15 protein-coding genes are annotated in these 17,215 nt (G+C 44.2%); 2 read left to right on the top strand and 13 right to left on the bottom strand.

Annotated features, from left to right (window positions below; all coding sequences use genetic code 11):
• Positions 1 to 145: 145 nt before the first annotated feature.
• The 3 genes from AR337_RS13675 to AR337_RS13665 form a co-directional block, all read right to left on the bottom strand.
• Complete coding sequence (locus tag AR337_RS13675; protein ID WP_059172571.1) at positions 146 to 1,756, bottom strand: ABC transporter substrate-binding protein; 1,611 nt, start codon at positions 1,754 to 1,756, stop codon at positions 146 to 148.
• Between the two features lie 16 nt (positions 1,757 to 1,772).
• A complete protein-coding gene (locus tag AR337_RS13670; protein ID WP_059172570.1) occupies positions 1,773 to 2,990 on the bottom strand; it encodes an S-layer homology domain-containing protein in 1,218 nt (405 codons plus the stop codon).
• A 1,367-nt stretch (positions 2,991 to 4,357) separates the two neighbouring features.
• Positions 4,358 to 4,651 carry a DUF5658 family protein gene (locus tag AR337_RS13665; protein ID WP_059172569.1) on the bottom strand — a complete coding sequence of 98 codons (294 nt, stop codon included), beginning with the start codon at positions 4,649 to 4,651 and terminating at the stop codon, positions 4,358 to 4,360.
• A 172-nt stretch (positions 4,652 to 4,823) separates the two neighbouring features.
• Between AR337_RS13665 and AR337_RS13660 the strand changes: the two genes are divergently transcribed.
• The gene (locus tag AR337_RS13660; protein ID WP_059172568.1) at positions 4,824 to 5,036 is read left to right on the top strand and encodes a hypothetical protein; all 213 of its coding nucleotides are present in this window, start codon (positions 4,824 to 4,826) and stop codon (positions 5,034 to 5,036) included.
• 108 nt (positions 5,037 to 5,144) lie between these two features.
• On the opposite strand, the gene AR337_RS13655 is transcribed toward AR337_RS13660, so the two are convergent.
• The 10 genes from AR337_RS13655 to AR337_RS13610 form a co-directional block, all read right to left on the bottom strand.
• Positions 5,145 to 6,368, bottom strand: a complete 1,224-nt coding sequence (locus tag AR337_RS13655) for an MFS transporter (RefSeq protein WP_059172567.1) — start codon at positions 6,366 to 6,368, stop codon at positions 5,145 to 5,147.
• A gap of 362 nt (positions 6,369 to 6,730) precedes the next feature.
• The gene (locus AR337_RS13650; RefSeq protein WP_059172566.1) at positions 6,731 to 7,018 is read right to left on the bottom strand and encodes a hypothetical protein; all 288 of its coding nucleotides are present in this window, start codon (positions 7,016 to 7,018) and stop codon (positions 6,731 to 6,733) included.
• Entirely contained in the window at positions 7,015 to 7,245 is a 231-nt protein-coding gene (locus tag AR337_RS13645; RefSeq protein WP_156424402.1) for a hypothetical protein, read from the bottom strand. The genes AR337_RS13650 and AR337_RS13645 overlap by 4 nt, the downstream gene beginning before the upstream one ends.
• A 202-nt stretch (positions 7,246 to 7,447) precedes the next feature.
• Positions 7,448 to 8,542: a D-xylose ABC transporter substrate-binding protein gene (xylF, locus tag AR337_RS13640; RefSeq protein ID WP_059172564.1), complete on the bottom strand. Its 1,095-nt coding sequence runs from the start codon at positions 8,540 to 8,542 to the stop codon at positions 7,448 to 7,450.
• Complete coding sequence (locus AR337_RS13635) at positions 8,526 to 10,103, bottom strand: response regulator (RefSeq protein WP_059172563.1); 1,578 nt, start codon at positions 10,101 to 10,103, stop codon at positions 8,526 to 8,528. Before AR337_RS13635 ends, xylF begins: the two co-directional genes overlap by 17 nt.
• A gap of 1 nt (position 10,104) precedes the next feature.
• Positions 10,105 to 11,541 carry a histidine kinase gene (locus AR337_RS13630; protein WP_059172562.1) on the bottom strand — a complete coding sequence of 479 codons (1,437 nt, stop codon included), beginning with the start codon at positions 11,539 to 11,541 and terminating at the stop codon, positions 10,105 to 10,107.
• The gene (locus tag AR337_RS13625) at positions 11,538 to 12,515 is read right to left on the bottom strand and encodes a substrate-binding domain-containing protein (RefSeq protein WP_059172757.1); all 978 of its coding nucleotides are present in this window, start codon (positions 12,513 to 12,515) and stop codon (positions 11,538 to 11,540) included. Before AR337_RS13625 ends, AR337_RS13630 begins: the two co-directional genes overlap by 4 nt.
• A gap of 217 nt (positions 12,516 to 12,732) precedes the next feature.
• Complete coding sequence (locus AR337_RS13620; RefSeq protein WP_059172561.1) at positions 12,733 to 13,908, bottom strand: sugar ABC transporter permease; 1,176 nt, start codon at positions 13,906 to 13,908, stop codon at positions 12,733 to 12,735.
• A gap of 13 nt (positions 13,909 to 13,921) precedes the next feature.
• Entirely contained in the window at positions 13,922 to 15,442 is a 1,521-nt protein-coding gene (locus AR337_RS13615; RefSeq protein ID WP_059172560.1) for a sugar ABC transporter ATP-binding protein, read from the bottom strand.
• Positions 15,443 to 15,530: 88 nt separating this feature from the next.
• A complete protein-coding gene (locus AR337_RS13610; protein WP_059172559.1) occupies positions 15,531 to 16,646 on the bottom strand; it encodes a sugar ABC transporter substrate-binding protein in 1,116 nt (371 codons plus the stop codon).
• 255 nt (positions 16,647 to 16,901) lie between these two features.
• Between AR337_RS13610 and AR337_RS13605 the strand changes: the two genes are divergently transcribed.
• A complete protein-coding gene (locus tag AR337_RS13605; RefSeq protein ID WP_059172558.1) occupies positions 16,902 to 17,126 on the top strand; it encodes a YuzF family protein in 225 nt (74 codons plus the stop codon).
• The last annotated feature ends 89 nt before the right edge of the window (positions 17,127 to 17,215 follow it).

Here is a 17,215-nt window from a genome sequence, read left to right as displayed (position 1 = left end):
TTGCACGAATGGTTATTTATTCAACCTTTTAAGAATAAGAGCCGTAGGGACTAGACTGTCACCTACGGCTGCTTATGTCAGGTCATTTCTAGTTATTAGCTTTAAGTTTCAATTGGTGCGCATTGGCTTTTGGCCAAGTTCGGTACTACTTCCTCTTCTTAGGATCATTCCAGTACCAGTCAATCATATTGAAGTAACGGCTATAAAGTGAGAACTTGACTCCAGCCAAGTCTTTGTGCATACCGGCAAATCCTTTTGGATGGTGCAGCCACAGGCTGTGTGCGTTGTCGTTAAGGATTTTGTGAAGCTCTTGGTAAAGGGCGTTACGCTTTGCGGCATTTGGCTCTTTACGGAAATCTTCCATAATTTTGTCAACGCGTGCATCTTTAACGCCTTGGTTGTTGTTAGCCGGGATTTGGCTTGAATGCCATAGGCCATACTTGTCAGGGTTAGTTCCAAGAGACCATGCGCTAACGTGTGCAGTTACTTCGCCTGAGTCGATTTTCTCGAGCCAGATTGAGAAGTCGTAAGAACGGATAGTCGTTTTTACGCCAATTTTCTTCCAATCTTGCTGGGCCATCTTGGCAATGTCTTCACGGACTTTGTTACCATTGTTGTAAGTCAGGGTAACTTCCATTACCTTGCCGCCCTTTTCGCGGTAGCCGCTTGAGCCCATTTTCCAGCCTGCATCATCTAGAAGGTCATTGGCCTTCTTCACATCGTACGCAAGTGGCTTTACGTTTTTGTTGTATGGAGCTTCCATCGGATGGATTGGACCGCTTGCCAATTGAGCGTTCTTCAACAAGACAGTATTGACGATTGCCGGGCGGTTAAGGCCAAAAGACAGCGCCTGGCGAACTTTCATATCAGCAAACAATGGATCTTTCTGGTTCAAGCCGATGTAGTCATAACGGCCCTGGTCATACTTAACAATTTTCAGGTTCTTGTTCTTTTGAACCGTTGCCACACTTTTCGGGCCGACGGATTCAACGAAGTCTACCTGATACTTCAGAAGGTTAACTACTTCAACGTTCGCATCCGGAAGGATTTTCATCGTGACCTGGTTCATGTAAGGGCGGCCATCCCAGTAGTCCTTGTTGGCAACTAGGACGACGCGCTGTGCAGTTTTCCACTCTTTGAACTTGAACATTCCTGAACCTACAGGGTTGCGGTGGAAGCTTGAGTCATTGAAGCTCTTAACTCCGTTAGGGAACTTATGTTTCGGTAGGATTCCAGGACTACCAGCAGCGTATAAGAATAGCGGCGATGGATCCTTCAGGTCGAAAACTACCGTATTGTTGTCCTTCGCAGTTACTTTGTCGATCATCGTATAAGTTCCCTTATACGGGTTGATGGAATCTTTATGCATAAACATATCGAATGTAAAGACAACGTCATGTGCAGTCAAAGGTTTGCCATCATGGAACTTAACACCCTTGCGGAGGGTGAACGTGTATTTCTTCGTATTGTTTTCAACTTTCCAGCTTGTTGCAAGGCTAGGGATGATATTGTTTTTGATGTCAGTGGTTACCAGTCCATCAAACATCATGCCCTGAAGGCGGTTGGATACAGCATCGCTTGTCGTACCAGGAGTCAGGCGGGTAGCGTCAGCAAAAGTACTGAATACAAGGTTTCCACCGACTTTTTTCGCATCGAACCCTTTGCGGTAGGCTGCGTCTGCCGGCATCGCGAATGTTGACAGAATCAGGATGAGTGCGATTCCTGATAGCAGTAATGTTTTAAATTTCTTGAACAAGTTGATTCCCCCTTAATTATTTTTTCGTTGTTGCGTCGATGGTAAGTACCGAACCAAACTTTTCAGCGGTAATGGTTGCGGTAAGAGCGCCCTTCAAATCTACGAGCTTGGCTTCTTTGCCATCAAGGGTAACTTTCACGTCATCGTTGATTACGAATGTTTCTTTGTAAGCGGCAGCAAGAGTAACTGTCAATTGCTTTCCGTTAATGGCGATATCTTTGTTCGTCGCCTTGGAGACGAAAGGATAGATCGCAGTTACTTCGTCATCCTTTGTAAAGAATGCCTGTGCACCGAATTCAGCGCCATTCTTAATGTATTCGTCAATTAGCTTGATGGAGAATTCGCCTTCAGGATTATTAGGAAGGGAAGCAACGAATGCGTCAAGATTTATTTCCTTCTTAAATGTTCCAAGCTCCCACTTCGCAGCTGTTAGTTTCAAGGCGCCTTCTTCAGCGTCAAGAAGTTCGCCGCCGTAGTATGCAGCTTGGCCCTTCTTGTTAAGCACGACTGTAACCGGGCTTCCAACCTGGATATCCTCGGTTGTGGCTGCCTGCTCGCTAACAAATACTGAGATATTTGAAGCAAAAGTGTAGTCGGTTGTACCGGAAGCGGAGTTCACTGTGAATCCTTTATCCGTAACTGCTACTACAACTCCTTCTTCTGTTGTGAAGTTCCCTTTAAGGGTAATGAATTTGTCAAAAGCAACTGCAGCGGCTTCCCTTGTTACAACTGCATCCAGGTCCACATCGATATCAAGGACATCTTTACGGACAAGGTAGAACAAGAAGTCAATCGGGCGATTCGTCCAACCCTTTTTCAAACCTAATCCCTGAGCCAATGCTTTGCTCATTTCCGCATATGTAACACCCTTGCTTGGCTTGACGTTTCCTTTATCAACAGAAAGGAAACCATTGTTCACCAATTTGAGAGTATTCGTATAATTGGAGTTCTTTGAGGACAAATCCTTAAATGCAACACTCTTGCCTGCGCTTAGGGACATAACCTGGTTAACCATGTAAGCAAAATCAAGCCTTGTAAAATCGCCTTCAGGATCGAATACATCTCCTGGATTCTTCATGACTCCTAAAGAAACTAGTTTATTGATGGATACTTCACTTTGGGAACCTGACGTATCAGCAAATTCTACTGCGTAGGCATTGTTTGTTACAGCGAAGCTAGGCAGGATCAGGGAGCAGGATAATGCTCCAACTACAAGCAACTTCTTAAAATTCATTTTGTGGTTTCCCCTCTCTTGTTTCTTTTTCTTTATCTGGATTAAGATTCAGTTCTAAACTTTGAAGCCCTCCTTTTACTATTTTTTGTACTTATTGGAAAATTGCGATACTTCTATAGTATTTATAACATATATTTCCTTGGAAAATACTCTCGATTCGCTAAAAAAAGATTAACAATTATCATACTAATTCGAATGGCGAAAGATTCTGAATCATAAAGCAGTTTTGCCCATTTTCCACAATTTATATGGGAAAATGGGTATTATTATCGAAAAAACAATATAGCAGCACAAAAATTCAACTTAAGTTTAACAAAATTCTAACAAAATATTCACTTAATTCTGGTTTTTTTGTGACTTCTAATAAAATTGACTCATAAAATCTTTTTTAAATTTTAAAGTTAGTCTATAAAAATAGGAAAAATTGCCTACATTTTCCGATTAAACAATTTACTATATTTCTAGGTTATCTGGTTAGAAAATCTTCCTTAACTATCCATTTATCCTATTTTTACACTCTAAACTATTTCTAATTCCTAAAGAATAGGGAGCCGAATGATTCTTTTTATAAACATTTGGCTATTCTTGCCAGAAAAATCAGGGAAAAGATACATTTAGAAACGAAGTTAATATAGTGAAAAAGTACCATATATTAAATTCTTATAATAACGGCAGTATGATCAAGTGTACTAAGAGTAGATATCTGAACTACTAATTTAAGAAACCTTCAAGAAAAACACAGTTTGAATGATTTAGGGAGTTATTTTCTACGCCGCCTGGACCTTATACCTAATCGGCAAGCAATGAGTTTCTAAACATGGATTATAATATTCGCTGCTAAACAATTTAACAATTGTTAAATTGTTTAGTTCTGTTTTAAACGAAAATTTTACCAACTCGCAATTAGTTATTTTGAATCTTCAATTTATTGTCAACCATTTGGCGAAAAAATGTAACTATTATCCATGAAAAACCACCAATTGCCCTATGCGAAGGTGGTTTTTTTGCTTAAGGTCATTTACTTGCAGGCATTCCGCACCCTACATTCGATTCTTGTATTTACTTACTATCACAAAATTCTTTCCTCATATCGCTAATGATGCAGTTAAACTTTACTTGAATTTCCCAAAGCTATTCAGCCCCAAAGGGACAGGCCGAAATTTTGTTCCCAAATCGGCAAGTATTCAAGCCATAAAGAGAACTCTCCCAGCCTCTCATTGAGCAGAGATAACGGCATGGTATGTTCCTACTTCTTTTCAACCATTTCAATTAATTGACCATATAATGAAGGAACTGGTGAAAAACATGTAAACCTTCCCGCTTTTAGGAGGGGACTCTGTCCATCAGGAGGCGTGCCATCTCCTAATTCAACTGGCCCATATTAGCGACATCCAATAAAGATGCATCGCCACAATAGAGGAATATAGGCTGTTTCCTACAATAATAATCAGCCTAAAAACAGGCTGGGCCAGATTAACTTTTTTTATTAAATAAAAAAGGGCAAGGCTTAATATTGTTTTTAAGAACAATATTGTTCCGGGAGGCATACTGGACAACGTAGGATTTGCTTCATGGATCAAATCTACTTTCATCCCCGCATAGGTAGCGGCACCGTCCAGGAAATTCAACACGGCCAGTAAGTACGCCCACTTTTTCATCATCGTCCATCCCTTCTATCCCATTAGGAATAGTTACTCCTCAGGCACCCATAAATATTCCATCCCTTTTTTAAAAAATCAGCTGCCTATTTTTATTAAATCGGGGACAAGCCCCAGACAGCTTGTACAAAACGGCATAGAATATCCTATCTAAAGGAGAAAGGGGGGAAAACAAATGGGATGCAATCACAATAATCTTTCGGGACGAACTACAGGCCACAAGAGAAAGAGGAGCGAATCCAGAGAAAGGGAGCTTGAAAATGTTGCAGGCGTTTTTGAAAACCGACGCGAATTTTGCCGTGCAGTCCGCCGCTGCCTAATTAACGACCTGCTTGAAGCTGCCGAGAACGAGAACAGACGCCGCCGCAGACACTGCCGACGTTCCTAGCACATTCGGAGGACCCAGGAAACCGGGACAGAATTAATTTTGTCCTGGTTTTGTTTATTTAAAATAAAAACCACCGGCTGCAATGCAACCGGTGGTTTGGGTTAGATTTCATAATTTTTCTGCAGTATGCAAGGGGGATATCGGACTGCCGGATTGGTCCTTTTTTAAGGTAATCATGGCGGTAAATGAAATGCAGTATAGAATTGCTAGGTAAACCATCGCTGTTGTCATGTTGTAATGCTGCAAAATATAGCCTACCAGGATTGGCGACAGCCCGCCAACCGCGCGGCCGAAGTTGAAGATTGTGTTTGTTGCCGTACTACGGATTTCAACAGGATAAAAGCTGCTTATAAGGGCGCCGTATCCGGCAAACATTCCGTTCGAAAAGAAGCCCACAATCGCGCCGCCAATCAGGACTCCAGCACTGCCTGTTGCGAAGGAATACAGGAACACAGCAGCGGCAGAGGCCAGAAGGAAGATTCCATAGGCCTTTTTTGCGCCTAGTCTGTCCATGAATTGCCCGAAGACGAGCATGCCAAGAATCATTCCGACTGCTGTGCTGATCGTCCAAAGCGCGGAGCTTGAAACCGATAGGCCTTGTGATTTCTGCAGCATGGACGGGAGCCAGATCATCAGCCCGTTATAGCCTGCAATCTGGACGGTTGCCATAAGTGCCAGGCCCATTGTTGTAAATGCGACCCGTGGCGATTCAAACAGCTGTGCAAGCTTTCCTTTTTCCTTACTTTTTGCCTTTTTATTTTTCTGGGAGGCAAGCCATTCAGGAGATTCTTCTAGATTTTTTCGGACAATGAAAGCAAAGATCACAGGCAGTATGCCAACGAAGAACAGCGCCCTCCAACCTAGCGTCGGCAGAATCAGTGCGCTAAGCAGTGCCGCGAGGATAACCCCGTACTGGGCGCCAACACTTACATAGGAAGAAGCCCTTCCCTGCTTATTCTTCGGCCAAGCCTCTGCGACTAGCGCCATCCCAATTCCATACTCCCCCCCGGCGCCAAGCCCGGCGATAAATCTGAAGATATAGACCTGTTCAATATTTGCCGCTAAGCCTGTTAGCGCTGTTCCAATCGCAAACAGGATAATTGTGTACGTGAAAATCCTGACCCTGCCAAATTTGTCCGCCATAATTCCGAAAATAATTCCCCCGATCAGCATCCCCATATTTGTAATGGAAGAAATTAATCCGCCAGTCGCCAGACTAATGTTGAATTGCGAGACAATCATCGACATCGCAAAGGAAATGAACATGATATCCATACCCTCAAGAGTCAAACCCGCTACCGATGCCACTACTGTTTTTTTTCGATAATCCATTCTTTACCACTCCTTTGTATTTTTCTTAGCAGGACCTTCTTTTAAGGAATGGAGCATGTATTTATCCATCCTCTTTGTAAGCCTCTCTGGACTTCCCTTAAAAGAGTTTTTTTCCACAAAATAAAATGCCCTTTCGTCCGCGGAGGACAAAAGGGCATGGATAACCATAGCTAAAGAATATATCGCTTTTAATGCCGCCCTTTTCAGCCTCTCTGGACTGGTTTAAAGGTAATTATATTTTTTTCATAGTAGCATAAGGAAATTGAACACACAATGGATTTATTTTGGAAAACGGACGTATTTTCCGTTGTCCCTTTTTAAAAACCATCCGTTTCAAACCTTAACCGGGTGGTTTTCCCAGGCTATTGGGCTTGCATGGCCAGAGTTCCGTCACTCGCCAAAACGTATTTCATGACAGTTTTTTTAGGAAGGAGCGTTCCTGCCGCCGCCTCTTTATAAGTGACAAGCAGGCTGCTGCCTGTTACCGCCAGGTAATCAATTTTATAATTCAATTCATAATGCTTGATTCTTTCAAAGGTTGAGTAATCATATATGTCGAGCCCTTTGCCCGAGCTTGCATAGACCCGGTTGTTCTTCAGGTCAAATGCGATTTTTTCAAAAGGGCTGTACAGGCTCCCCACATACTTCATATCTTCACCGTAACTTGAGCCGGTTTGCAGGACAACGCCGGATCCATTGAAAATATACTTCCCATCCGGGGAGACCTGTTAATGAGAGGAGAGAGCTCCCTCGCGTACCCTTCCGAAATTCGGACTAGCTGGTACGAAGTGTAGGATTTGGCCATGCCCGGCATTGCTCCCATGGTTCCGGTAAAAAAGAAAATTGCCATTACAATTAATAGGATTCTGCTTTTCATCGATGTCCCTGCCTCATAATTAGTTAAAATTGCCTGAATCGGCAATTTATTTTAGCACCTTAAAGAAAAGGAAGTACTGGATATTTGTGGTAATAAAACCGTCCTCCTTAGCAAAACGGAAGATATTTTTTCAGTTCAACGGTTGGCGCCAATATAAAAGTGAAGCAGAGGAAACGTCCCCTGCTTCACTGCTTCACCTGCTTCACTGCTTCTGCCGATAAACATCCTCCGTTGAGTGGAAGCCGTCGGCGATGATGGTTTGGTCTATGTTTTGTCTATTTACCGCGATTGGGGAAAGAAGAATGGATGGTACTTCAATTTTTCCGTTGTTCATTTTTCTGTCTGCTTCGATATGCTCGCCTTTTGCGATCATGACTGCCACCTCGGCTGCTTTTTCAGTTAGGGCATTTATCGGCTTGTAAACAGTCATCGTCTGGGTGCCGTCAACGATTCGCTGGACACCGGCAAGCTCCGCGTCCTGGCCAGCAACCGGTATTTTGCCTGCAAGGCCTTGTGATGACAGCGCTTTAATGGCGCCTCCCGCTGTTGCATCATTTGCAGCAATCACTGCATCAATATTATTATTATTTGCTTTAAGGGCTGCCTCCATGTTTGCCTGCGCATTCACCGGGGTCCAATCCTTGCTCCACTGGTCGAATACCACCGTAATATCTCCTTTGTCAATTAGCGGCTGAAGAACATTAAAGACACCTTTTTTAAATAAATGGGCATTGTTGTCCGTACTGGCGCCGCCGATATAAACATATTTTCCTTTTGGAACCAACTCCGTTATGGCTTTTGCCTGGAGTTCCCCAACCTGCACGTTATCAAAGGAAACATAAAGGTCGATATTGGCGTTTTTAACGAGCCGGTCGTAGGCGATCACTTTAATGCCGGCCTTGTGGGCTTTGTTGACAATCGTTGCGGTTGCCTCTGCATTATGCGGAACGACAACCAGTAGGTCGACCCCTTGGCTGATTAGTGTCTCCGCCTGGGCAATTTGCAAGGCATCGTCACCGTTTGCTGCCAAAATTTCCACATCCGCTCCGAGCGCTTCCACCGCTGCTTTAAATAAATCACGATCTTTTTGCCAGCGTTCCTCCAATAAAGTGTCCATAGAGAAACCGATTTTAAGAGGTTCCCTCCCTATTGCTTTCTTGGTTGGCTTGGCAAGTTGATTTGGTTTTGGCTGTTTTTCAGTAGAGGTCCGGCTCCCCACTTTTTCGCAGCCGGCTGACGTAAAAAAAAGAGCAAACGCAAGCAGAATAAGCTTACATCGACTAAAAGCCCTTTCCATTGGCAACGCTCCTTTTTACTTCATCCTTTTTCCCCTGCAGCAATCCTCTGTATTCCGTCGGTGAAATGCCGCACAATTTCTTAAACACCTTGCTAAAATAATTCGGTTCATGGTAGCCAACCTCAATGGCAATTTCCTTAAGGCTCGTCCCAGGATTCGCCATTAGTTTCTTTGCCTTCTCAATCCGGCACTCTGTTAAAAAATCTATATAATTGACACCTAGCTTCTCCTTGAACATTTTGCTTATATAAATCGGGCTCAAGCCTACCTTCTTTCCCAGCGTATCCAATGAGATGTCTTCATGGGAGTGGCTGATAATATACTGTTTGATCCTGTGGATTGTATCCGCCTCGAGCCGGCCAGCATTCTCTTCATAGGCTTGCTTCATCCGGTCAAGCAAGTGTCCGGTTTCCGCACGCAGCTGCCGGAAATCCTGGGCTTGGAAAGAATAGAAAGGTGAATCTGCCTCTACCCCTATTTCGGTTAATATTCTAGATGCGATCCAAAGCAATTCAAGAATTCGCTGCTGCGCCTGCAAAAGGTCGGCGGATTCATTCTCATAACGAAGAATCAATTCCATTATTCCCTTTTTGATTTCTTCCCACCTGCCAAGCCTAATATGGTCAAAAAATTGCTTTTCCCTTTGTTTAGCAAGCTGGAAGTCAGCGGCAGTATCCATGGTAGGAACATCTGAATAGAACCGATACTTTGCGGGCAATGTTGTATCCATCGTTGCTATTAGCGACTCTTGGTATGATTGCCTAATTTGATTTTGCGCGTTGCATGTATTCCCGATTCCGACAAACCAGCCAGATTCCCTGTCTGATTTCGCAAGAGACAAAATTTCTCTGGCAAGGAATATAGCCTGGCAGCGGAACCGCTTGCCCTTCTCACGAAAAACAATAATTGGAAGCTGGCGTCCATACAGAGCGCCGACCCAGGCGCTTCCCGAATTCCTGACCTTCTCCTTAATTGCCGCATACATACTCTCCCCTCCCGGAGGAACGAGAATGCTCATTACAAAATGCTCATTCGTTGACCGGATGTCCAGCATTTCAACGAGCATGTCCAAATGGACTTCATGTACATGGTCGAACAGAAGCTGCGTAACGATATCCGTCTCAGCGAGCGACAACGCTTTTTGCAGAGTAGCCTGCTGCAGCCTTTCCGCCGAGATTTTTTCCTGCTCTTCTTTTATTTGCTCGAGTACCTTGCCCACTGTCGCGACGATTTCGCTTACCTTGCTGGGCTTTAACAAATAATCCTTGACGCCAAGCTTAATTGCCTGGCGGGCATACTCAAAGGTGTCAAAAGCCGTTACCATTACAAATTTTATCTCCGGGAAGTCCGCACTGATTAGCTCTACCGCTTCAAGCCCTGTCATTCCAGGCATCTTAATGTCCATCAAAATTAAATCCGGCATGAACGCTGCCGCCATTTCGATAGCGATTTTCCCGTTCCTCGCCTGGCTGATGACGAGGTCGGGAAATGCTTTTTGCAAAATAGCCTCCAATCCTTCCCTCTCAATCTGTTCGTCATCTACAATGAGGAGCTTTAACATGCTAATCAATTCTCCTTGTTTTCGGTATTTTCATCACTACCGTAGTGCCTTTTCCTTTGCTTTCAATTTCCAATACATCCTCCAGGCTATAAAAGAGCCGCAGCCTTTTCACCACATTCACAGTACCGATTCCTGTTGACTCGCCATCCGTTTGGAAGGCATTCTCTTGGAGGATTTGCTGAATTTTTGTGCTAGGGATTCCGGGGCCGTCATCGGCAATCTCAATTCTCACAAATTCGCCTTCGTCCAGAATCCGCACCCATATATTTCCGCCCTCTTCCCTTGGCTCTACTCCATGGATTACAGCATTTTCAATGATGGGCTGGAGCGTCAGGCCGGGAATCTGTACTTCTAGGCATGATTCATCAACCTCCATATAGAGATTTAAGCGATCGGTGAACCTGGCTTTTTGAATATCCATATATTGGCGAAGGACCACCAATTCCTCATGCAATGTAACTGGCTTGTCCATTCTTTTAAGGTTGTAGCGCAGCAAGCCAGCGACGCTGACAAGTAAATCGCTTGTCTCCTCCGAGCCGTCCAGATAGGCCTTTTTTGACAATGTGTTTAGGGTATTGAATAAAAAGTGCGGGTTTATCTGGCTTTGCAGCCCGCGGAGCTGGCTTTCCTTTAGCAATAGCTTGCTTTGCTGGAGCTCATGTTCAAGCTGCGCTTTTTGCTGGATTTCAGATATCAGGTTATTGATGTTGATCCGCATCCGGTCGAAGGTTTCAGCCAGAAAGGAGATTTCATCATTTGAATCTACTTTTATTTCTAAATCAAAACGCCCTTTTGAAAGATCATTGGCCGCCTGGGTCAGCTTTTGCACTGGCCTCGTAATACTTAGTGAGAACCAGTATGTCAACAGGAGCAATAGGAACGTAATCAGCAGCAGCAGCCAGATGCCGAGCTTCTTCAAGGCCGCGGATTGTTCAATGATTAGCCTATAAAAACGCTCATAGGTTTTCAGCTCCGTATCAATCAGCGTGAGTGTCATCTCTGATATATACTTGGATATCCTCGTAGCTTCCGAGAATTCCTTTGCGGAGGCCTCTGCTTCATTTTCTGTCTGGTACATAATAGATCTATCCGTTGTTTCTATAAGGCTATCAATTAAATTTTTATAGTTTGTTAAGGCAAAATCATTTTCGGAGTTTCGGAGACTGGTGATTTTATATTTTGATTTCCGAAAATCTTCTTTGCTTCCATTCAGTTTTTCAAGATTGGCCGGCGTTGGGATGAGCAAATAATTATTTAAATCTGCTATTAGCTGCTGGCTTGCTGTGGTTACTTCATTCATATGTAAATACCTTTGCAGGATATCATTATATTTATTTTGTGTTTTTTGATTGTAAAAGGTAAGCGTTATCCAAATTGCGGCCATGATAAAAAGTACGACAGCGGCAAGCATCCAGATTTTCTTTTGTATTCTATTCATCGTGTATCATTCGCCTTCAAAATCTTGATATCGGTAAGATACCCGTCCATGTCAAGGGGAACAGCATTTCCTTCCAGCCATTTTATCAATAATTCAACACTTGTTTCCCCCATCTCCACAGGTGATTGCTCAATCATTGCATCAAGTTTTCCCTGCATAAGCAATGATAAAGATTCTGGACCGTCATCAAAGGAAAAAAGATAATAGGGCACAACCTGGGACCGCCTACCGATTTCCTGGATCATCGGGCCTGCTATCGTTGCATTAACGGCTATAAAACCAGCCACGTCCGGATATTCGTTCAGCACTTCCTGAGTCGCAGCAATGATTTGTTCCCTTGAGTTCGCAGTGTCCACACTAATCGTCCGGACATTCGGATATTCCTTCAAAACCTCCCGGATGCCAGCCAGCCGCTGCTCCTGATAATAATCGTGGTGACTGTCGTACATAAGGACCACATCACCGAAAACCCCCATATCAGCGACAAGCTCCTCCGCAATCATCTTCCCCGCCAATAATTGGTCTGAGCCCACATAGGTTCTCCGCAAGCTCTCCGATTTAGGCACATCGTTCGCGACAGTAATCACCGGGATTCCGTAAAAAGCCGCCTTTATTTTCGTCAAATCCTTAAACTCTTTCGTATCAAGCCCCTGAACAATAATGCCATCCACCTTTGACTGGATGGCGATTTCAACCTTTTTCAAAAACTCTTCCTGGTTATTGCCGTAGCTCCCCCATATCTCGATGCTTGCGCCCTCTTTTTCCGCCTGTTTCAGGGCGCCTATGCTAACCTTATCCCAAAAAGGGGTTTCCAATTCCTTTGTTATCAATACAAGGCGATATTGTTCCTTTTTTTGCAAGGTTGCCTGGGGAAGCTTCCAATCAGAACGAAATGCTTTCCCAGCAGATAAGAATGTAAAATAACTTAGGATAATGCCAGCTATACAAAGTGCGATCATGCCTGTTTTTCGCAAAAGAGAATTCTCCTTTTTCCAGTAATCGACTATTTTCATCATATCATCTACCCGCATTTTCTCAATAGTTTCTAAGGTGCTTAAATAAGAGCCCTCTTGGAATTAAGGAGTTTTACCCAAGGATGTCGGCAGTCTATGGAAACTAACTAAAAAGCAGGGGTACCCTATCATTAATAAGGTACCCCTCGCCCATATTCAGTTGCCCGGTAAATTGCCGTTAGCCTCGCTTCTTCCGGGTCATAACGTCAAAAATAACCGCGCCTGCCAGCACTCCACCGCGGATCATGTACTGGTACGATACTCCAACCCCCAATAGGTTCATTCCGCTTGAAAGGGAGGCCATAACAATTGCTCCAATAATCGCCCCCGAAACCTTGCCAACACCGCCCGCGGACGATACGCCTCCAACATATGCGGCTGCAATAGCGTCAAGTTCGAACAACGTCCCTGCCGTTGTCGTTGCGGATTGAAGCCGGGAGGTGAACAGAATTCCTGACAGTGCCGCAAGCATTCCCATGGACCCAAATACGATATACGTAATTTTGTTTACGTTAATCCCGCTTAGATGCGCTGCTTCCGGGTTGCTTCCAACCGCGTATATGTGTCGGCCAAGCACGGTTTTCTTTGTAAGGAAATGATAGATGGCCACGACTAGAAGCATAATGACAACTGTCCATGAAAAGCCGTTATAGCCTGCCAAAATCCACGTGATATAGGCGATAATAGAGGAAACTAAAACCAGCTTCAGTGTAAAAATCCCTTTTGAAACAACATCAAACTGATATTTAACCTTATTTTTGCGCGTGGACAATTCACTGTATATATAAAATACAATGAACAATGCGCCTAAAATCAAGGAGAGCAGATGGAGGCCGTTCACTTCCATTAAGGAAGGAAGGAATCCGTTGCCGATGGCATTAAAGGCTTTATCCCTAATAATGATTGTCCCCGTCTGTTCGGTTACCTGAAGCAGTGCACCCCTAAAGATAAGCATTCCGGCAAGGGTCGCGACAAAGGCGGGAATCCCGAACCAGGCAATAAGCAAGCCATTGAAAAGGCCGATTACGATCCCAAGGACAAGGATAATCGGAATGGTAAAATAAAAAGGCACCCCGACTTTTGTAAGGAGAATCGCAGCGATCGCCCCCATGAATCCAGCTGCGAAACCAATGGAGAGGTCAATATGCCGGATGACGATAACGAGCGTCATTCCTACAGCAAGGACGGCGATGTAGCCGGTCGAATCCAATAAATTGCTAATATTTCGGGACGACATGAACAATCCATCCGTCATGATCGAGAAGGTGAGCATAATGAAGATTAAGGCAATATACATCCCGTAGTCACGAATGTTTTCTTTCACTAATGATTTTGCTTCAATAAAAAAGTTCACAGGGTTTTACCTCCTATTGCGTAGCAAGCTGCATGATATTTTCTTGGTTTGCTTCTTCAAACGACAGCTCGCCTTTAATTTCTCCCTCTGCCATGACATACACGCGATCGCTCATTCCCAGCACTTCGCCAAGCTCCGAGGAAATCATGATAATGCTCATGCCTTGGTCAATTAACTGGTTCATGATCGTATAAATTTCAAATTTTGCCCCAACATCAATTCCGCGTGTCGGCTCGTCCAAGATAAGCAGCCTTGGCCCGACAAACAGCCACTTTCCAAGTGAAACCTTCTGCTGGTTTCCCCCGCTAAGATTACCAACGACCTGTTCCAGGGAATGGGCTTTAATGTACAAATTATTTTTATACTCCGTTACACTCTTGACCTCTTCATTCTCATTGATGATGCCCCTCTGGGAAACCTTATTCAGGTAGGCAGCGGAAACATTGTTCTTAATATCCTGGATTAAAAACAGCCCGTCACCCTTCCGGTCTTCAGTAACATAGGCAATCCCTGATTTGATGGCTTCACTTGGATGCGTGAACGATTTTAGCGAACCGTCCACCAGCAGTTCGCCCAGTATCTTATAGGATTTGGGGTTTCCAAAAATGCTTAATGCCAGCTCCGTGCGTCCCGAACCCATCAAGCCGGCTATCCCGACAATTTCCCCCTTTTTCACGTGGAAATTGACGTTCTTTACAACCTGCCTGCCTAATTGTTGGGAATAAGCGGACCAATTCCGCAGTTCAAGTATTTTCTCACCAAAATTCTTGTTTGTCCTCTTTGGGTAAATGTCATCGATTTCGCGCCCGACCATGTTTTTAATAATGACGTTTTCGGAGATTAGCCCTTTGGAAGCATCGAGCGTACAAATCGTGCGTCCATCGCGAAGAACCGTTGCCTGATTTGAAATCGCTATAACTTCCTTCAGCTTATGGGAAATCATTATGCAGGTAATGCCCTGATTTTTCAGCTCACCAAGCAGCTTCAACAGGTTTTCGCTGTCGTCCTCATTGAGCGCAGCAGTCGGCTCATCCAGAATCAGCAGCTTGACATCCTTGCTAAGTGCTTTGGCGATTTCGACCAATTGCTGCTTCCCTACACTCAAGTCTTTTACAAGGGTTTCAGGATTAACGTCCAGTTTTACCTTTCGCAGCATTTCCTTCGCTTTGGCAATTGTCTGGTTCCAGTCTACGATTGCGCCGCGCCTCACTTCGTTTCCCGCAAAAATATTTTCATAGACAGTGAGATCCGGAAACAGCGCAAGCTCTTGATAAATAATTACAATGCCCGCTTTGACACTGTCGTTGATTTTCTTGAATTGCTGTACCTCTCCCTCGAACACGATATCGCCTTCATAGGTGCCGTAAGGATGCACCCCGCTCAGTACTTTCATCAACGTTGATTTACCTGCCCCATTTTCCCCTATCAGGCAGTGAATCTCTCCTTTTTTTACCTTGAAATTGACGTTGGTGAGCGCTTTAACCCCGGTAAACTCTTTGGAAATATCATTCATTTCCAGAATATATCCGCTCAACACGATCCCTCCCTGCAAACAGCTAACGCAATGCCGAAAAAGTGATAGACGTATCTATCACTATTCCGCATCATGCTATGCTTTTATCTTAGAGTCCTGTGAAGTCACTTGCTTTGTAATACTCGGAATCAATCAATTCTGTCTTGACGTTTTCCTTATCTACTACAATGACATCCGTTTGCTTTGCTTTTACATCGATGCTGCCGTTATTATAAGAACCAGTTGTTTCAGGGTCTTTTTTATCAAGAAGGTCGATTGCCATGCCCATTGCATCCTTAACAAGTGTGCGGACATCCTTAAAGACAGTCATGGATTGGTTGCCATCAATAATGTACTGAATTGACGCCTTTTCCGCGTCCTGTCCAGTTACTGTGAAGCTTGTAACTTCATTATCCGTTGCAAAAACGTCCGCAATTGAACGGGCAGTTCCATCATTCGGAGCAAGTACTGCGACATCGCCTTTCATATCCGATGCAGCCGCTGTCAAATGCGTCTGTGCTTTGTTTTTCGCTTCGTTCGCATCCCAGTTAGTTGTCACCTGGCCGATAATCTTGCTTAACTGGTCGCGTGTAAGTTCAGCAGTATCCTTTAGTTTAATCGCTTCGCTTGAGTTGGCGATTTTGAAAGTTCCATCAGCAATCTTTGGCTGAAGGACGCTCCATGCACCCTGGAAGAACAAGAATGCGTTATTGTCGGAAGCAGCACCCGCATAAAGGTAAAGAGGCACGCCGGATCCGTTTGCTTTGTCAATCAGGTATTGCGCCTGTGCGGCACCTACAGCAAGGCTGTCAAAAGTAACATAATAATCAATTGCATCTGTATTGGTTATCAGCCTGTCATAGGAAATAACCTTAACGCCTTCTTTTTTAGCCTCTGCAACCGCTGCAGCAGCTGCATCGCCATCATGCGGGCAAATAATCAGAACATCGATTCCTTTGTTAAGAAGAGTTTCAACGTTTTCTTTTTCCTTGGCCGAGGATCCCTGGCTGAACAGGATTTCAGTCGTATACTCCGTACCTTTCAGAGCATCCTTAAACCTTTGCTCGTCCTGCACCCACCTAGGCTCATCCTTCGTCGGCAGAACAATCCCGACACTCACCTTGCTTTTGCTTTTACCGCCAGTTGACTGGTTGCAGCCTGTTGCAATAACCATGAACATCATCACAGCAATAAGTAAAGAAATAAACTTCCAGCTTCTCTTCATCATAATCCTCCTTTTAAAAAAAGCATTAAGTGCCTATAAACCAATTATTCTATAGAAAAAGGCCTAATGAAAGCGCTATCACTAGCACTCTTTTAATATCTGCTGTACTTTTTTAACCTGTAGAGTAGGAAACAAAAAAAGTGAGGCAGGGGACGTATCCCCTGCTTCACTTTTCAACGTATTGTTGCCGATTTCAAAATAAATTTCTCACTTCACACATATACTTCCTTAGATATGCCTACAGGAGGGGACAAAATGGACAATATTGAGTGGAAGATCAGTGACCCATATGTATTTCAGGCGCTTTCAGGAATTGTCGGTTCGAATGTTGCGGTTGAAACGGCAAGAGGCGGGGTGAGGGGAAGGCTTGCCAATGTACAGCCTGACCATATCGTTGTGGAGCTTGGGCGAAACTCCTTCTTCATCCGTACAGCCCAAATCATTTGGGTCGTTCCAAACCCCGATTTGGTAATGGAGTGAGGCAGGGGACGTATCCTCTGCCTCATTCGCGGATGAAGCTGCGGAAAAACCTTCTGCCTAAATCAGTACGGAACGGATTAAAATACCTT

This window comes from Bacillus sp. FJAT-27445 (assembly GCF_001510665.1).
Taxonomy (GTDB): domain Bacteria; phylum Bacillota; class Bacilli; order Bacillales; family Cytobacillaceae; genus Bacillus_D.
The sequence above is the reverse complement of the archived record's forward strand: the minus strand, read 5'-3'. Positions and strand labels throughout refer to the sequence as shown.